Below are 16301 nucleotides of genomic sequence, written 5' to 3' on the forward strand. Positions count from 1 at the left end.
CCCTCCTCTCAGCCGGTCCCGACCGCGACGGCGGTCAGGGAGGTGAGCTTCCAGCCGCCGCCGGTGCGTGCCAGGCTCGCCTCGAAACGTTTGCGGTCGGTGGTCGGGCCGCCGGTGCGCGGCTGGGCCTCGATCCGTACGGTCGCGATCAGCCGAGCCGTGCCGGACCGGTCGTCGAGTTCGGTGACGGCCGCGTCGGTGACCTCGGCGCGGGTCGTGGTGCCCTGCTCGTTCAGGACCCGGGCGCTCGTGGCGCGGCTCGCGCGCAGTTCGTCCCGGAGCGGGCCGGTCGTCGCGTCGAGCCAGGCGGCCAGGCCCGCGTCCACGTCACGGGCGTCGAGGGAGTTCAGCCGGACGATGTGGCGGCGTCCGGCGGCGAGCGCCGCGTCGCGGCTCTTCGCGTACGCCAGATCGTTGTCGCCCCGGGCGCGCGCGTACGACCACCCGGACACACCGCACAGGGCCAGCGCGAGCACGAGCCCCAGGACCAGTACCGACCGCCGACGCCTCATGCCGTCACTCCCCCAGTCCCAGCAGACCGGCGAGGCCGGTGGGGCTCTGCGGCGGTACGGAGGGCGTGCCCAGCACGCCGACGCCCCCGCCGAAGCCGGACCCGAATCCGGAGCGCGCACCCGAACCGAAGCCGGACAGTGAGCCCGGCACGGCCGGGGTGGGCAGCGGCGCCCTGGGGGCGTTGCCCGAGCCGCGGACGTTCTGGCCGCTGGCGGCCGGGGCGGTGCAGCGCGCCGCGGTGTTCACCTGTGCACTCCCTGAGGTGTCGCGACCGTCGCGGTAGCGGGTGCCCTCGTAACCCGTCGTACAGGGCAGGGGCTTGAAGAAGGTGGTGACCATGCCGAAGTTCACTCCGCCCGGCCCGACGGCGGTGGAGCCCGCGGCCGCCACCCGGGGCAGCCGCACCATCAGCTCCTCGGTGCCTCGCTGCCGGGTGACCAGGAGCTCGGAGGTGGTGGTCAGGTTGGCCAGCAGCACGCTCAGCCCCGGGTCGGTGTCGCGCAGCAGCGCGGTGAACTCGTCGGCCGTGCCCGGGGTTTCGTCGATGACGCGGCGGAGGTCGGAGTCGGAGTCCTTCAGCTGCCGGGCGAGCCGACGGGCCCCGGTGGCGAAGGAGGTGAGGGCGCGGACGCTGTCGGCCTGGGTCTTCAGCACGGTCTCCCCGTCGGTGAGCAGCTTCGTGGTGGCGGGCAGCGCCTGGTCGGCGGCGTTGAGGAACTGGCTGCCCGCGTCCAGGAGCACCTGGAGGTTGGAGCCCTGGTTGGCGAAGGCCCTGCCGAGCTCGTCCACGGCGGTGCGCAGCTCGTCCGTGGGCACCGAGGCCGCCAAGGCGTCCACTCCGGTGAGCAGTTGGGCGATCGGGGCCGGCGTGCTGCTGTCCCTGCGGGAGACCGTGTCGCCGTCGCGGAGGTAGGGCCCGCGGTCGGTGCGGGGCGCGAGGTCGAGGTACTGCTCGCCCACCGCCGAGAGACCGGCCACCTTCGCGTCCAGGTCGGCGGGGATCGGCGGGGTGCCGTCGTCGATGGCGAGCCGCGCCTCCACCCCGTCGCGGGTCAGCGCGATACTGCGCACCCGGCCGACGTCGACGCCCCGGTAGGTGACGTCCGACCCGGTGAACAGGCCGCCGGTCTCGGCGAGTTGGACGCGTACGGTGTACGAGCCGGGTGCGCCGACGAAGCGTCCCAGGTCCGCGTAGGTCACCGCGATGTAGCCGAGCACCAGCGCGCCGAGCAGCAGGAAGGCGAGGTTCTTGAGGTGCGTGCCGAGGGTGATCACCGGGCACCGCCTTCCCCCACGGGCGGCAGCGGCAGCGCGCCCCCGGCCGGTGCGGATCCGCCGTGCGCGGGGCCGTGCGCGGGGCCGTCCGCGGGTCCGTGGGCGGGTCCGTGCGCCGGGAGGATCACGGTGCCGGGCGCCGCGGCGACCTTGAGATAGACGTTCAGGTAGTCGCCCTTGACGCCGCTCAGCACCTCGTCGGTGAACGGATACGTCATCAGCACCTGGAGCGAGGCGGGCAGGTTCCGGCCCGCGTCGGCCAGGCCCTTCAACGTGGGCGCGAGCGCCCGCAAGTCGGCGACGATGTCGGCCCGGGTGCGGTCGACCGTGTCGACGGCGGCCGTCGAGAGCGTGTCCAGGGACTTGAGCATGGTGACAAGCGAGCCGCGCTGGTCCCGCAGCACCTTGAGGCCGGGGCCGAGCCGGTCCAGTACCGCGCCGACCCGGGCGTCGCGCCCGGCCACGGTCGACGACAGCTGGTCCAGGGCGCCGAGCGCGTCCGTGATGTCGCCCCGGTGGACGTCGAGGTCCTTGGCGAAGGCGGCGATCCGGGTGAGTACGGAACGGGCCGAGGACTGCCGGCCGTCGAGGGCACGGTTCAGCTCGCGCGTGATGGTGTTGATCTGCTGCACACCGCCACCGTTGAGCAGCATGGACAGGGCGCCGAAGACCTCCTCGACCTCGGCGTTGCGGTTGGTGCGCGCGAGCGGGATGACCGCGCCGTCCGCGAGCGGCGCGACATCGCGTACGGCGGTGGCGTCGCGCAGGCCCGAGGTGTCGTTGAGGTCGGGGCGCGGCGCGAGGTCCTCGGGCGCGACGAGCTGGACGTACTTCTCGCCGAGCAGGCTGGACTGCTCCAGGTTGGCGTAGGCGTCGGCGGGGAGGTGCACCTTGCCGTTGACCTTCATGGTCACCCGGGCGAGCCAGTCGTCCCCGCTCACGGTGATCTTCTCGACCCGGCCCACCGGAACGTCGTTGACCTTGACCGACGACTGCGGGAAGAGGCTGGTCACGTCCTTGAAGACGGCGGTGATCCGGTACGGGTGGCTGCCCAGGTCGGCGCCGCCGGGCAGCGGCAGGTCCTCGATGCCGTGGAACGACGGCAGCCCTGGCCCGCCCGGCACCATCGCCAGCCCGGTGACGACGGCGGCGGCACACACCGCGAGCCCGGCCCGCGCGACCGCGCGCCTCACCGCCGGGCCCCAGGCGTGCTCCGCCCGTACGTCTCGGCGGCGGGCAGCGGCAGCAGGCCGAGCTCGTTGAGGTCGGCGCGGCCGTCGATGGTGCGGGTCGCCGGGTCGTACGCGTTCTCCAGGTTGGACGCGGCGAGCGGCAGGGTGTCCAACGCCTCGCCCAGGGAGGCCCGTTGGTCGACGAGCGACTGGGTGAGCGTGGCGAGGCGGTCGACGTCCTTCTTCAGTGTGCCCCGGTTGTCGCGGATGAAGGTCTTCACCTGGCCGAGGGCGGTCCCGAGCCGGCGCAGCGCGGCGGCGAGGTCGTCCTTCTCGCCCGCCAGGAAAGTGGTGACGTCGGAGAGCTGCTGTTCGGTGGTGCGGACCGTGCCGTCGTTCTCCTTGAGCATCGTGACGAACGACTGGAGCTGCCGCACGGTCCTGACCAGGTCGGCGCTGGATCCGCCGAGGACCTTGGCGGCGCCCCCGAGCTGCTGGACGGTTTGGCCGACGGCGTCGCCGTTGCCCTTGAGGTTCTTGGCGCCGGTGTCGATGAGGTCCGAGAGCGCGCCCTTCTTGTCGGCGCCGCCGGGCTTGTCGGCGCCGCCGGGTTTGTTGGCGCCGTCGGGTTTGTTGGCGCCGTCGGGGCCGAGCGCTTCGACGAGGGCGCTGACACTGCCGGCCAGCTCGTCGACCTCCATCGGGGTCGCGGTCCGCTCGCGCGGGATGACCGCGCCGTCCGGCAGGGTCGGTCCGCTGCCGCTGTAGGCGGGGCTGAGCTGCACGAAGCGGCCGGAGACCACGCTGGGGGCGACCACGACCGCCTGGACGAGCCGGGGAATCCGTACACCCTTCCGCACGCTCAAGGCGACGCGCACCTGCCTGCCCTCGGGCCGGATGCGGCCGACGCTGCCGACGCGTACGCCCAGGACGCGCAGGTCCGACCCTTCGTGCACGCCGACCGTCCGGTCGAAGTACGCGGTGATGTGCAGGGCGCCGTCGTCGCCCAGGACACGCACGGCGACGGCCGAGACGGTGGCCGCGACCAGCAGCGCGAGAGCGATGCCGAGCACGAGGAGCTTGCGTCGCGGCCGGCGCAGGGTGACTCGCGAAGGCCTCAACTCCGGCTCCCCTTACCTGGTTTCGGGCTCGTCCCTGCTGTCGGGCTCATCCCTGATGTCGGGCTCTTCCTTGGTTTGGGGCCCGCGGGTTTCGGGGGCATGCAGCCGTCCGGCGGCGTGCTGTCCGGGGGCAGGTACGACGGCGGCACCAGGCCGCACAGATAGCTGTCCATCCAGTGGCCGTTGCCCAGGGTGTTGCCGACCAGGCGGTAGTACGGGCCCGCCTGGGCCAGGATCCTGTCGAGGCTCGCCTTGTTCCTGGAGAGGACCGCCGTGACGCGGCCGAGCGAGTCGAGCGCGGGGCCCAGCCTGGCCCGGTTGTCCGCGACGACCCCGCTGAGCTGGGCGCTCAGGTTCTGGGCGCCGGTGAGCAGGCCGTGGATGGCGTCCCTGCGGTAGCCGACCTCGGCGAGGAGCCGCCCGCCGTTGGCCAGCAGGCTGCTCACCCGGTCCTTCTTGGCGTCCAGCGTTCTGGTGACCCGGTCGGTGCCCTTGAGCAGCCGGGTGATCTGCTCGTCGCGGCTCGCGACGGTCAGAGACAGGTCGGCCAGGCCGGTGACGGCCTTGTGCACGCTCGGCGGGGTGTTCCGGAAGGTGGCCGAGAGCGTCCGGAAGCTCTTGGCGAGGGTCTTCGTGTCGAGCTCCCCGACCGTCTCGCCCAGTCCGTCGAGCGCGTCCAGCACGTCGTACGGGGAGGTCGTGCGGGTGATCGGGATGCGCCGGTGCGGGTTCTGGGCGGCGGCGCCGCGCGGGTCGACCGCGAGGTACTTGGAGCCCAGGAGCGTCCTGATGGCGATCCCGACCGTGCTGGCGTCCCCCACCCAGGCGTCCTCGACGGTGAACGCCACCTTCACCTTGGGCCCGTCCAGCCCGACCGCCTTCACCTCCCCGGCCTTCACGCCCGCGATACGGACCTCGTCGCCGGGGTGGAGGCCGGCCGACTCCTTGAAGTCGGCGGTGTAGCGGGTCCCGCCGCCCAGGAACGGCAGCGCCTTGACGTTGTACACGAGGAGCCCGATCAGGGTCATGGAGAGCAGCCCGACGACGGCGATCGCCACGGGGTTGCGCTCGGCCGGCGGTCTGCGCGGCGGCTTCGGGAGGCGCCGACCGCGTATGCGTACAGGAGTCATCGGCGGCACCTCTGGTCCTTGATCGCGATGCCGGTGGGGGGCGGGCTGCCGTCGTCGGTGGCGACTCCGGTCACCCGCGCCTCGCAGAGGTAGAGGTTGAGCCAACTCCCGTACGAGGCGAGGCGGGTGACGGCCGCCATCTTGGCGGGCGTGCGTTGCAGGAACTGTTCGAGCAGCGGCGCTTCGTCCGCGAGGTTGGCGGAGAGCCGGCCGAGCTGGTCGATGCCGGCGCGCAGCGGCGCCCGGCCCTCGTCGAGCAGCCCCGCGGTGCTGGTCGTCAGCGCCGCCAGGGAACTGATCGCCTGCCCGATGGGTTTGCGGTCGCCGGAGAGGCCCGCGACCAGTTCGTCGAGCGTGTCGATGAGGCCGGTCAGCCGGGTCTCGCGGGTGTTGACGGTCCGCAGCACGGTGTTGAGGTTGTCGACGACCGACCCGATCACCGTGTCCTTGGCGGCGAGCGTGCTGGTGACCGAGCCGATGGTGGTGACCAGGCTCTCCACCGTGGGGCCCTCGCCCTGGAGGACCTGGACGACGGAGCCGGCCAGCTTGTTGGTCTCGGCCGGCGAGAGCCCCTGGAAGAGCGGCTGGAAGCCGTTGAACAGCTGGGTGAGGTCGAGCGCGGGCGAGGTGCGGCGCAGCGGAATGGTACCGCCGGGCCGCAGCGGCGGCTGTCCGAGCGGGCCGGTGCCGCGTTCCAGGGCCACATAGCGCTGGCCGACCATGTTGAGGTATTTGATCGTGGCGGTGCTGGAGGCGGGCAGGGCCCTGCCCCGCTGTACGGAGAACGTCACCTCGGCGTACCGCCGTTGGACGATGCCGATCGACTCGACCTGTCCGACCCTGACGCCCGCGATCCGTATCGAGTCGCCCTTGGTGAGCCCGGTGGCGTCGGTGAACCACGCCTTGTACGTGTCCTTGTCGCCCACGCCCGTGTTGCTGATGCTCAGCGCGAGCACGGTGGTGGCGAGGACGGTGACCAGGACGAAGACGGCCGACTTGAGGAGCGGCCCGGTCAGCGGGGCCCGGTTCACTTGAGCCTCACCTCCGTGCCGCGCAGCACCGGCCCGGCGAGCACGCTGGACCAGTCGGGCAGCGTGTCGGGCGTGCGTGTGCCCCCGGCCGCGAGCACCTCGTTCACCAGGGTGTTCTCCTGCGGGGAGTTGGCCACGCCGAGGCCGCCGCCGACGGTCGCGAGCGCCGGGGAAGCCGGGGCCTGCCCGGAGGCCGGGCCGCCGCCGTACGGGACCGGGTAGCAGGCCGGGCCGCCGGTGGCGGTGTAGCTCGGCGCGTCGTGGCCCGGCCGGTAGGCACCCCGGTCCCGGACCACCGTGACGTCGACGTGCAGGCCCGGCTCGTCGGTGCCCTGGCCGAGGGCGCGGTCCATCGCGGGGACGAAGTCGGCCAGGGTCTTCAGGGTGCAGGGGAAGGCGGGGGCGTAGCGGCCGAAGATCTGGAGGGAGGGGCGGCTCGCGGCCGTGACGCGGATGAGGTTGGCCCGGTTCTGCCGGATCCAGGTGGTGAGGTCCCGGGACGAGGTGGTCACCGACGCGTACACCGTGGCCAGTTGGTGCTGTTCGGCGGCGAGGGTGGCACTGGTGGTGGTCGCGTCGTAGAGCGCGTCGACGATGTCGGGCGCCGCCTGCGCGTACCCCTCGCCCACCCGGACGAACTCCTTGATGTCCCGGTTGAGGACGGGCAGTTGGGGGTTGAACTTGCCCAGATACGCGTCGAGTTGGGCCATCGACGCGCCGATCTTGTCGCCGCGTCCGCGCAGCGCGTCCGAGACGGCGGTGAGCGTCGCGGACAGTTTCTGCGGCTGTACGGCGGTCAGCAGCGGCAGCAGGTGGTTGAGCGCCGTCTCCAGCTCGACCGCGTTGCGGCTGCGGTCCTTCGGGATGACGCTGCCGGGTGCCAGCGGCCGCGCGGAGGGCCGTGCGGGCGGCACCAGCGCCACGTACCGCTGGCCGAAGAGCGTGGTGGGCAGCAGCTGGGCCGTGACGTCCGAGGGCACCCGGCCCAGTTGCCCCGGCCGCATGGCGAGGGTGAGCCGGGCGGTACGGCCATCCGTGTCGATCTTCTCGACGCGCCCGATCACCACGCCTCGGAGCTTCACCTCGGCCTGCGGGCGCATCTCGTTGCCGACCGGTCCGGCCTCCACGACGACCCGGGCCGTGGGCTCGAAGTCGTGGTGGTAGAAGGCGAGCGACAGCCAGCCCAAGGGGACCGGCAGCAGCAGATAGACCAGCCCGGCCAGTCTGCGGCGCCGCGCGAGCACGGTGTCCGCCGGGCGCGCCTTCGCCCGGGTATCCATCGGCCTTTCCCGCACGGGCGCGCTCATCCCGCCACCTTCACCGTGGTCGTGGCGCCCCACAGCGCCAGGCTGAGGAAGAAGTCCGTGACACTGATCAGCACGATGGCGGTCCGCACCGACCGGCCCACGGCCACGCCGACGCCCGCCGGCCCGCCGGTGGCGCGGTAGCCGTAATAGCAGTGCGCCATGATCACCAGGACGCTGAAGACCAGCACCTTGAGGAAGGAGAGCAGGACGTCGGTGGGGGCGAGGAAGAGGTGGAAGTAGTGGTCATAGGTGCCGGTGGACTGGTTGTTGAAGAGGACCGTGACCGTCCGGGACGCCAGGAACGACCCGAGCAGCCCGATGCCGTACAGCGGGACGATCGCCACGGCGCCGGCCACGATCCGCGTCGAGACGAGATACGGCATCGAGCGCACGCCCATGCTCTCCAGCGCGTCGACCTCCTCGTTGATGCGCATCGCGCCGAGCTGGGCGGTGAAGCCCGCGCCGACCGTGGTGGACAGGGAGAGCGCGGCGACCAGCGGAGCGATCTCGCGGGTGTTGAAGTACGCGGAGACGAAACCGGTGAAGGCGTCGGTGCCGATCTGGCTGAGCGCCGCGTACCCCTGGAGGCCGACGACGGTCCCGGTGAAGACGGTGATGCCGATCATCACGCCGACCGTGCCGCCGATGACGCTCAGTCCGCCGGTGCCGAAGGAGACCTCGGCGAGGATGCGCTGGACCTCCTTGGGGTAGCGGCGGACGGCGCGCGGGATCCACAGGAGGGCGCGGAGGTAGAAGAGGAGCTCGTCGCCGGGGCGGTCCAGCCAGGCGAACAGCCGGCTCGGCTCGCCTTGTCCGGTGGCGGCGCCGGCGGGGGTGCGGCCTCGGGCCCGGTCCAGGAGTGCCATGTCAGAGGCCCTTGGCCGGGACGAGCTGAAGGTAGAGGGCCGTCAGCACCATGTTGACGAAGAAGAGGATCAGGAAGGTGAAGACGACGGACTGGTTCACCGCGTCCCCCACCCCCTTCGGCCCGCCCTTGGGGTTCAGGCCCCGGTGGGCGGCGACCACACCGGCGATGAACCCGAAGAGCACCGCCTTGAGTTCGCCGATCAGCAGGTCGGAGAGCTGGGCGAGGGCGGAGAAGCTCGCGAGGTACGCGCCGGGGGTGCCGTGCTGCACGATCACCGCGAAGAAGTAGCCGCCGATCGTCCCGACCACCGAGACCAGGCCATTGAGCAGCAGCCCGACCGACATGACCGCGAGGACCCGGGGCACGACGAGCCGTTGCACCGGCGAGACGCCCATGACCTCCATGGCCTCCAGCTCCTCGCGGATCGTGCGCGCACCGAGGTCCGCGCAGATCGCGGAGCCCGCGACGCCGGAGATCAGCAGCGACACGATGAGCGGGCTGGCCTGCTGGACCAGGACGAGGACGCTCGCGCCCCCGGTGAACGACTGGGCGCCGAACTGCTGGATGAGGGAGCCCACTTGGAGGGCGATGACCGCGCCGAACGGGATCGTCACCAGCATCGCGGGCAGGATGGTGACACTGGCGATGAACCAGAACTGCTCGATGAACTCCCGCACCTGGAACGGCCTTCGGAACGTCAGCCGTACGACGGTCCAGCCCAGCGCGAAGAGCCTGCCGGTCTCGCGCAGCGGGTGGAGCACGCGCAGCGGCGGCCGTGGCACCGGCGCCCCGACGGCCCCCGGCTCAAAAGGGGCGCTCATACCGGCCCCCCGCCCTCGTAGGTGTGCAGGGGCCGGGTCCGTACGAGCGTGTCGAGTTCGGCGCCGCCCACCACCGTGGCCTGCGAGGCGTCCCGCAGGTCCGCCTCGACGGCCGCGCGGGCGGCGGGCGGGAGCTCGTCGAGCAGCGCGCGCACCCGGGCGCGGCGGCGCTGGACAGCCCGGCGGGGAGGCAGGCCGGGCGTGGGTTTCAGCTGCGGGACGAGGGGGCGCCGGGTGGGCGGGCCGACGACGAGACCGTACGAGGCCTCCTCGGCGATGGTCGCCCGGTCCTTCTCCTCCGACATGCCGATGGGCCCGGCCCTGCGCCCGTTGAGGAACTGCTCCACGACCGGCTCCTCGCTGGTCAGCAGCGTCTCGCGGGGTCCGAAGGCGACCAGCTCGCGGCAGAACAGCATCCCCATGTTGTCCGGGACGGTGGTCGCGATGTCGATGTTGTGGGTGACGATCAGCATGGTCGCGTCGAGCTGCGTGTTGATGTCGATGAGCAGTTGGGAGAGGTACGAGGTGCGCACCGGGTCGAGTCCGGAGTCCGGCTCGTCGCAGAGGATGATCTGCGGGTCGAGGACGAGCGCCCGCGCGAGCCCGGCTCGTTTGCGCATCCCGCCGGAGATCTCGCCGGGCAGCTTGCGCTCGGCACCCACCAGGCCGACCACCTCCATGCGCTCCATGACGATCCGGCGGATCTCCGACTCCTTCTTCCTGGTGTGCTCGCGCAGCGGGAAGGCGATGTTGTCGAAGAGGCTCATCGAGCCGAAGAGCGCCCCGTCCTGGAAGAGCAGCCCGAAGAGCTTGCGGGCCTCGAAGATGTCCTTCTCACGGCTGTTGGCCATGTCCACGCCGTCGACGAGGACCCGGCCCCGGTCCGGCCGGAGCAGTCCGACGATCGCCTTCAGGAACACGGTCTTGCCGGTGCCGGAGGGGCCGAGCATCACGCTGATCTCCCCGGCGGGCAGGGTGAGCGTGACGTCCTGCCAGATGGTCTGCCGTCCGAAGGTCTTGGTCAGCCCCTCGACGACCACGTCGATTCCCATGACTTCGCGGCTCCTCAGCGCTGGGGCAGTTCGGGGACGGGCGGGGCGCTGCCGGCGCCCGCGAGCTGCCCCTGCCGGATCCGGACGGCGTTGCCCGGGCCGGAGAGGGCGGCGGTGAACAGCGGCGACAGGTCCTCGCCCCGGCTGCCGCAGCCGGCGAACGGCGGGATGGTGATCTCCCCGTCGAGGACCCCGCCGGTCAGGAAGTTGTACGCACCGCTCAGGACCGTGTCGAAGGGCAGCGCGGTGCGGCAGCGCTGCCCCACGTCGAGCGGCACGCCGTTGACGCGTACGTCGTGGACGCGCAGGTACTGCCGGTAGGCGATGGTGGTGGTGAACGTCTCGCCGCGCCGGATGTTGACCACGGTGACCGGCTCGGGCTCGAACGCGACCTGGGCGCTGGTGGGCTGGAAACCGAAGGTGAGGAACGTGGACCGTGCGTCGGGGAAGTGCAGCAGCCCCACCGAGTCCGACTCGTCGTAGTCGGGGGCGCTGACCGTGCGTTTGCCGAGGTTGAGGTGGATCGGACCGGGGCTGCCGTGCGGATCGTTGACGATCATCGCGCTGCCGAGTTTGTGGACGGTGGCGTAGCCGACGGCCACCACACAGAGCGAGGCGCCCAGGCTGCCCTCGACCGCGCCGGGCGGGGGCTTCGGCAGCCTGCCCGGGTCGAGCTCCCCGGCGGGCGGGGCGGCCGGGCAGACGGGCGCGGTGGCGAGCGGGCCGGGGCCGATCCGGATCGCGGGCGGGTGCGTCCGGCTGTCGGCGGTCGGGGGCGGGGGCGGGGAGGTGGAGGCACTGCCGGTGCCCGAGGAGTTCACCGGCCACGTGGCCAGGCGGGGAGCCGGGGGGTTTGCGGGGGTGCAGTGGAGTTCCACCGGGGCGGTGGGGGCGGGGAGTTGCTCGCGCCCCGCGCCTCCTGTGGGCCCGGTGGGCGCTGACGATCCCGAAGCGGTCATGGGGCCGCCGGAAGCCGCTCCCAGCACTGGAGAGGGCGCCGGGGCCGGAGAGGGAGCCGAACCCGGAGCCGAGGTCGGATCCGGGGCCGGTGACGGGGCCGATGGCGGGGCCGATGCGGAACCCGGTTCGGGCGCGGCCTGGAGCATCAGCGTCAACTCCCCCGCCGTCAACCTCACTTCCCCCGGCGCGTCCAGCGTGATCGCGGCGACCTCCCCCGTGAACACGGGCCCCAGCCCCTCCGCCCCCGTCGCGGCGCTCGCGGTGAGCCCCGCCCACTCCGCCCGGGCCGACGCGCCGTTCTGGGCGACCTCGACGACGAGGCGGGCGGTGCCGGACACCCCCGTGGTGCCGGGGGGCAGAAGCGCGGTGACCGCGTCGGGGGTCAGCTCGGGGCGTACGGTGAACCGCTCGGCACCCAGCGGCTGTCCGGGGCGGCCGGCCGTCGGGTAGACGCCGGTGAAGGCGACGGTGACGGCCCGGCGTACGGAGCCGGACACGCAGTCGTACATGGCCTGAACGCCCGTCTCCCGGTCCCGCGCAATTGTGTCCGATGCCGGAACAAGGCCGAGGAGAAGCGCGATCACGCCGAGCGCGGCGGCGATAGCGGCACCACGCCGGTCGAATGCACCGCCCATGGCTCTGCTCCTGTGGAATAGCGGTTCTACGGGCGCCGGGAACGGCCGATGTCGCCGTGACGTTACGTATGGGTAACCCCGCGCCGCAATACCGCTTCCGCGCGAATCTCCGATCTCGTCGCCCGCCGGTGGTTATTTGTCACCGGCGCCACAATTCCGGGCGCTCGCCTTGTCAACGGGGGCACACATCCCGGGCGCACATGGAGCGGGGCCCCGCGGTCCGGGGGGACGGATCGCGGGGCCCCGCCTGGGATCCGCAGCCCTGGGGCGTGGGCCGCGCTGCCGGGGAGCGGGCGGCGGCCCGCCGTGAGGGGCGGCGAGGGCCGTCCTCCCCGGGGCACTCCGGACGCTACGCGCGCGGAATCGGGCCGGGCAATACCCGGCGACCGAATCCGGCCGCCGGCCCGCCCGGCCGCCACGCGCACGCATGTTATTGCCCTGCCGCCGGCCGCACCCCGGAAATTCGTACGCGGGTCAACGTTTTCCCTCGCGTTCGGGCAATCCCATTGCCGATTGCGCGCCGGGGCGAGCATCTTTGTGTGCGGCCGGAACGAGAACCCGTCATGGGGCACACATTTCCTCCGTACGCACTGGTGCCATCGGGCCCGGGCTGGTCTATGTTGCAGATGTTGTGAGTTGACGTCGGCCACTCAGCAGGCCCACGGTGCGTCGCCCACCAGAGCCGAACGTCGAGCCGTACGTCCCGGCCAGTGAAAGGGACAGCGCATGCCGAACGCCCTCCACGCATCGGCCTCCTCGGAGCAGCTGGGTCCGATCCCCCGGGAGCTCGCCACCATCATGTGGCCCGAACTCCCGCCGCTGCTCGACGAGATCAAGGCTGAGGTGATCCGTGCGTACCCGGAGTTCGCGGACGTCTTCGCGGGCCCGCACGGCCGGTTCGTGCACTCGGCGATCGAGCAGAGCCTGACCATCTTCGTGGACCAGGTGGTGCGGCCGTCGGTGGCCTCGCCGCTGCGGGACGAGATGATCCGTACCTTCGGCCGGTTCGCCGCTACCCAGGGCGGCAGCCTGGACACCCTGCGCGGCACCTTCCGCGTCGGCGCCCGGGTCGCGCTGCGCCACACCAAGAAGGTGGGCAAGCGCTACAACCTCTCCCCCGTCTTCATGCTGTCCTTCGCGGACACCCTCTTCGCGTACATGGACCAGCTGGAGGCGCTGGCCAGCGAGGGCTATCTGGAGGCCAGGGCGTCGGCCGAGGACAACCAGGACGAGCTGCGGAGGAAGATCCTGCGGCTGATCGCGTCCGGCAGCGGCACGCCCCGGGCCACCCTCGTCGAGCTGGCCGAACGGGCGGGCTGGCGGCTGCCGGAGGAGCTGACCCCGGTCGCGCTGAGCGCCGGCGCCCACCCGGCCCGCACCGCGCTCCACGGTGACGTGCTGATGGACCTCGGGGACCCGCAGCCGTATCTGCTGGTGCCGGGCGCGCTGGACGCGGAGCGCCGCAAGGCCCTGGCCCAGGCGCTCGGCGGGGCGCGCGCGGCGGCCGGGCCCACGGTCGCCCTGGCCGGGGCGGCCGACTCGCTGCGCTGGGCGCGTCAGGCACTCGGCCTCGCACTGGCCGGGATCATCACCGAGGCGCCCGTCGTGCACTGCGCGGACCACCTGGTCACGCTGCTGCTCATGTCGGACCCGGCGCTCCTGGAGCTGCTCGCGGAGCGTGAACTGGCCCCGCTCCAGGGCCACACGGCGACCCGCCGCGAGCGCCTGATCGAGACGTTACGGGCGTGGCTCGCCACTCGTGGCACCGCCGCCCAGATCGGCGAGGTGCTGCACATCCACCCGCAGACCGTCCGCTACCGCATGCGCAACCTCGACGCGGCCTTCGGGCGCCGGCTGGCCGACCCCGAGCACCGCTTCGCCACCGAGATCGTGCTGCGCGCCATGCATCTGCGCGAGCGCGCCGACCCCTTACCGGGCTCCTCGGTCACCTCGGCGCGTACAGCTCCTCGATCTCGCGGGCGTACGCGGCGGCCACCGCCCGCCGCCTGATCTTCAAGGACGGGGTCAGCAGCCCGCTTCGCGGTGGTGGGGGCGGCGGCCGCGACCGTGCTCGGCCCCGCGCTGGGCGCGCTCTTCGCCCCGGTCGGGGGACAGCCCTTCACCTGGCCGTTCGTCCTGACGACCCTGGTCTTCCTGGCGTCGGTCCCGGCGCTGCCGAGGCTGCGGCCCACCGGCGCGCCGGTGACCGCCGCGCCTGACGCCACCCGCGCGGCGCTGCCCCTCTGACCCGCCGCGAAGGCGCCCGCGCGGCTCACCCGCCCGGCCTACAGGGCATGCGTCCCACCTGCGGCGGTGTGAGGGTGCCAGTGTGACCACCGCCAGCGACACCGCGCCTTTGGCACCCGCCGCGCCGCCCGTGCTGGACGTCCGGCAGCGGAACATCGTCTTCGGCACGATCATGCTCGGGATGCTGCTGGCCGCGCTGGACCAGACGATCGTGGGCACCGCGCTCCCGACGATCGTCTCGGACCTCGGCGGCGCCGCGCACATGTCCTGGGTGGTCACCTCGTACCTGCTCGCGGAGACCGTCGCGACCGCCCTGGTCGGCAAGTTCGGCGACCTCTTCGGCCGCAAGGTGGTCTTCCAGGTCTCGGCGGTCGTCTTCATCACCGGCTCGTTCCTGTGCGGCCTGGCCACCAACATGTCGCTGCTCATCGCCTGGCGGGCGCTCCAGGGCATCGGCGCGGGCGGTCTGATGGTCACCGCGATGGCGCTGATCGCGGATGTGATCCCGCTGCGCGAACGCGGCAAGTACCAGGGCGCGATCGGCGCGGTCTTCGGCGTCTCCACGGTCATCGGGCCGCTGCTCGGCGGCCTGTTCACCGACCACCTGAGCTGGCGCTGGGCGTTCTACGTGAACGTGCCCATCGCGGTCCTGGTGGTCATCGCCGCCGCCCGCAACATCCCCTCGATCCGCTCGGTCGCCAAACCGGTGATCGACTACCTCGGCATCGGTCTGGTCGCGGCCGGGGCGAGCGCCCTGATCCTGGCGACGAGCTGGGGCGGCAACGAGTACGCCTGGACCTCTCCGGCCATCCTCGGCCTCTTCGCGGGCGGTCTCGCCGCGCTGGCCCTGTTCTGCTGGGCGGAGACGCGGGCCGTCGAGCCGATGCTGCCGATGCGGCTGTTCCGCAACCCGGTCTTCACGGTCTGCTCGGTCCTCAGCTTCATCGTGGGCTTCGCGATGCTGGGCGCGATGACGTTCCTGCCGACCTACCTCCAGTACGTGGACGGCGACTCCGCGACCGTCTCGGGCGTGCGCACCCTGCCGATGGTGGTCGGGCTGCTGATCGCCTCGGTCTTCAGCGGCAACGTGGTCAGCAAGACCGGCCAGTACCGGATCTTCCCCATCGTGGGCGCCCTGGTGATGGGCGTGGGGCTCTATCTGCTCTCGCTGATGGGACCGGACACCGGCGCCGGGCTGGAATCGCTCTACATGTTCGTGCTCGGCCTCGGCATCGGGCTGTGCATGCAGGTCCTGACGATCGCCGTGCAGAACACCGTCGACTACGCCGACCTCGGCACCGCGACCTCCGGCGTGACCTTCTTCCGTACGCTGGGCAGCTCCTTCGGCACCGCCGTCTTCGGCACCATCTACGCCAACACCCTCAAGCCGAACCTGGCGGACGGCATCGCGGCCGCGGCGAGGGCCGGCGGGGCAGATCCAGCGGCGCTCGCCGGGGCCGCTCAGTCCCCCGAGGGCCTCAAGTCGCTGCCCCCGGCGACGGCCGCGCCGATCGTCCAGGCGTACGCGGACTCGCTGCACACCGTGTTCCTGTGGACCGTGCCGGTGGCGGCCGTCGGGTTCCTGGTGGCGCTCTTCCTCAAGCAGGTCGAGCTGCGCGACACCGCCCGCTCCTCCTCCACCGACATGGGCGAGGGCTTCGCCCAGCCGTCGACCGGCGACTCGCAGAAGCTCCTGGAGCTGTCGGTCGGCAAGATCGTCCGCAGTGCGGGCATCGACACGGCACGCCACATCGTGACCCGCTCGGACTCCCGGCTCGACATCGCGGGGGCGTGGGCGGTGATGCAGGTGGAGCTGTTCACCAGGATGGTCGGCCACGCGAGCCTCGGCCTGATCGCGGCCCGCCGCCATGTGCCGCCGGAGGTGCTGGTGCCGGTCTTCCAGCGGATGGTCGACGAGGGTTTCCTCACCCGCGAGGGCACCTACTTCTCGCTCTCCGAGGGAGGCCGGCGCGAGGTCGACTCGATCAGCGCGTCCTGGTCGGAGTGGCTGAACGAGCAGTTGGAGCGGGACCGGGGGCGGCCGCGCAGCGCGGAGCTGCGGGCCGCCGCCGACGCCATCGCCAAGCGGCTCCTCGCCGAGGACCTGGCCAACGGCCTGCCCCCGGCCGACCGCGAGACGGTGGGCGCGGCCCGGTCCTGACCCGGCCG

The 16301-nt window shown here is 72.3% G+C and carries 14 protein-coding genes; 3 read left to right on the top strand and 11 right to left on the bottom strand.

Annotated elements, in window-relative coordinates; genetic code table 11:
• Positions 1-8 precede the first annotated feature (8 nt).
• From AB0G17_RS24810 to AB0G17_RS24860, 11 genes are all read right to left on the bottom strand, one after another.
• The gene (locus AB0G17_RS24810) at positions 9-512 is read right to left on the bottom strand and encodes a hypothetical protein (protein ID WP_361386795.1); all 504 of its coding nucleotides are present in this window, start codon (positions 510-512) and stop codon (positions 9-11) included.
• Between the two features lie 4 nt (positions 513-516).
• Complete coding sequence (locus AB0G17_RS24815; protein WP_361386798.1) at positions 517-1788, bottom strand: MlaD family protein; 1272 nt, start codon at positions 1786-1788, stop codon at positions 517-519.
• Positions 1785-2948, bottom strand: coding sequence for an MlaD family protein (locus tag AB0G17_RS24820; protein ID WP_361386917.1), 1164 nt, complete (start codon positions 2946-2948; stop codon positions 1785-1787). The genes AB0G17_RS24815 and AB0G17_RS24820 overlap by 4 nt, the downstream gene beginning before the upstream one ends.
• Before the next feature lie 29 nt (positions 2949-2977).
• The gene (locus tag AB0G17_RS24825; protein ID WP_361386801.1) at positions 2978-4081 is read right to left on the bottom strand and encodes an MCE family protein; all 1104 of its coding nucleotides are present in this window, start codon (positions 4079-4081) and stop codon (positions 2978-2980) included.
• On the bottom strand, positions 4078-5211 hold the full coding sequence (locus AB0G17_RS24830; protein WP_361386803.1) for an MCE family protein: 1134 nt from the start codon (positions 5209-5211) through the stop codon (positions 4078-4080). The genes AB0G17_RS24825 and AB0G17_RS24830 overlap by 4 nt, the downstream gene beginning before the upstream one ends.
• Positions 5208-6242, bottom strand: coding sequence for an MCE family protein (locus AB0G17_RS24835; RefSeq protein ID WP_361386806.1), 1035 nt, complete (start codon positions 6240-6242; stop codon positions 5208-5210). The genes AB0G17_RS24830 and AB0G17_RS24835 overlap by 4 nt, the downstream gene beginning before the upstream one ends.
• A complete protein-coding gene (locus AB0G17_RS24840) occupies positions 6239-7522 on the bottom strand; it encodes an MCE family protein (protein ID WP_361386920.1) in 1284 nt (427 codons plus the stop codon). Before AB0G17_RS24840 ends, AB0G17_RS24835 begins: the two co-directional genes overlap by 4 nt.
• Positions 7523-7545: 23 nt before the next feature.
• Positions 7546-8343, bottom strand: a complete 798-nt coding sequence (locus tag AB0G17_RS24845) for an ABC transporter permease (RefSeq protein ID WP_361386923.1) — start codon at positions 8341-8343, stop codon at positions 7546-7548.
• A 73-nt stretch (positions 8344-8416) separates the two neighbouring features.
• Complete coding sequence (locus tag AB0G17_RS24850; protein ID WP_361386809.1) at positions 8417-9238, bottom strand: ABC transporter permease; 822 nt, start codon at positions 9236-9238, stop codon at positions 8417-8419.
• On the bottom strand, positions 9235-10290 hold the full coding sequence (locus tag AB0G17_RS24855; RefSeq protein WP_361386812.1) for an ATP-binding cassette domain-containing protein: 1056 nt from the start codon (positions 10288-10290) through the stop codon (positions 9235-9237). The genes AB0G17_RS24850 and AB0G17_RS24855 overlap by 4 nt, the downstream gene beginning before the upstream one ends.
• A gap of 14 nt (positions 10291-10304) precedes the next feature.
• Positions 10305-11885, bottom strand: coding sequence for a DUF6801 domain-containing protein (locus AB0G17_RS24860; protein ID WP_361386815.1), 1581 nt, complete (start codon positions 11883-11885; stop codon positions 10305-10307).
• Between the two features lie 726 nt (positions 11886-12611).
• Here AB0G17_RS24860 and AB0G17_RS24865 point away from each other — a divergent pair.
• From AB0G17_RS24865 to AB0G17_RS24875, 3 genes are all read left to right on the top strand, one after another.
• On the top strand, positions 12612-13895 hold the full coding sequence (locus AB0G17_RS24865) for a helix-turn-helix domain-containing protein (protein WP_361386818.1): 1284 nt from the start codon (positions 12612-12614) through the stop codon (positions 13893-13895).
• A gap of 33 nt (positions 13896-13928) precedes the next feature.
• Positions 13929-14132 (top strand): urea transporter, encoded by a 204-nt coding sequence (locus tag AB0G17_RS24870; protein ID WP_361386821.1) that lies wholly within the window; start codon positions 13929-13931, stop codon positions 14130-14132.
• Between the two features lie 82 nt (positions 14133-14214).
• Entirely contained in the window at positions 14215-16293 is a 2079-nt protein-coding gene (locus tag AB0G17_RS24875; RefSeq protein WP_361386823.1) for an MDR family MFS transporter, read from the top strand.
• Positions 16294-16301: the final 8 nt, after the last annotated feature.

The organism is Streptomyces sp. NPDC023838 (assembly GCF_040639555.1).
In the GTDB taxonomy this organism is placed as follows: Bacteria; Actinomycetota; Actinomycetes; order Streptomycetales; family Streptomycetaceae; genus Streptomyces.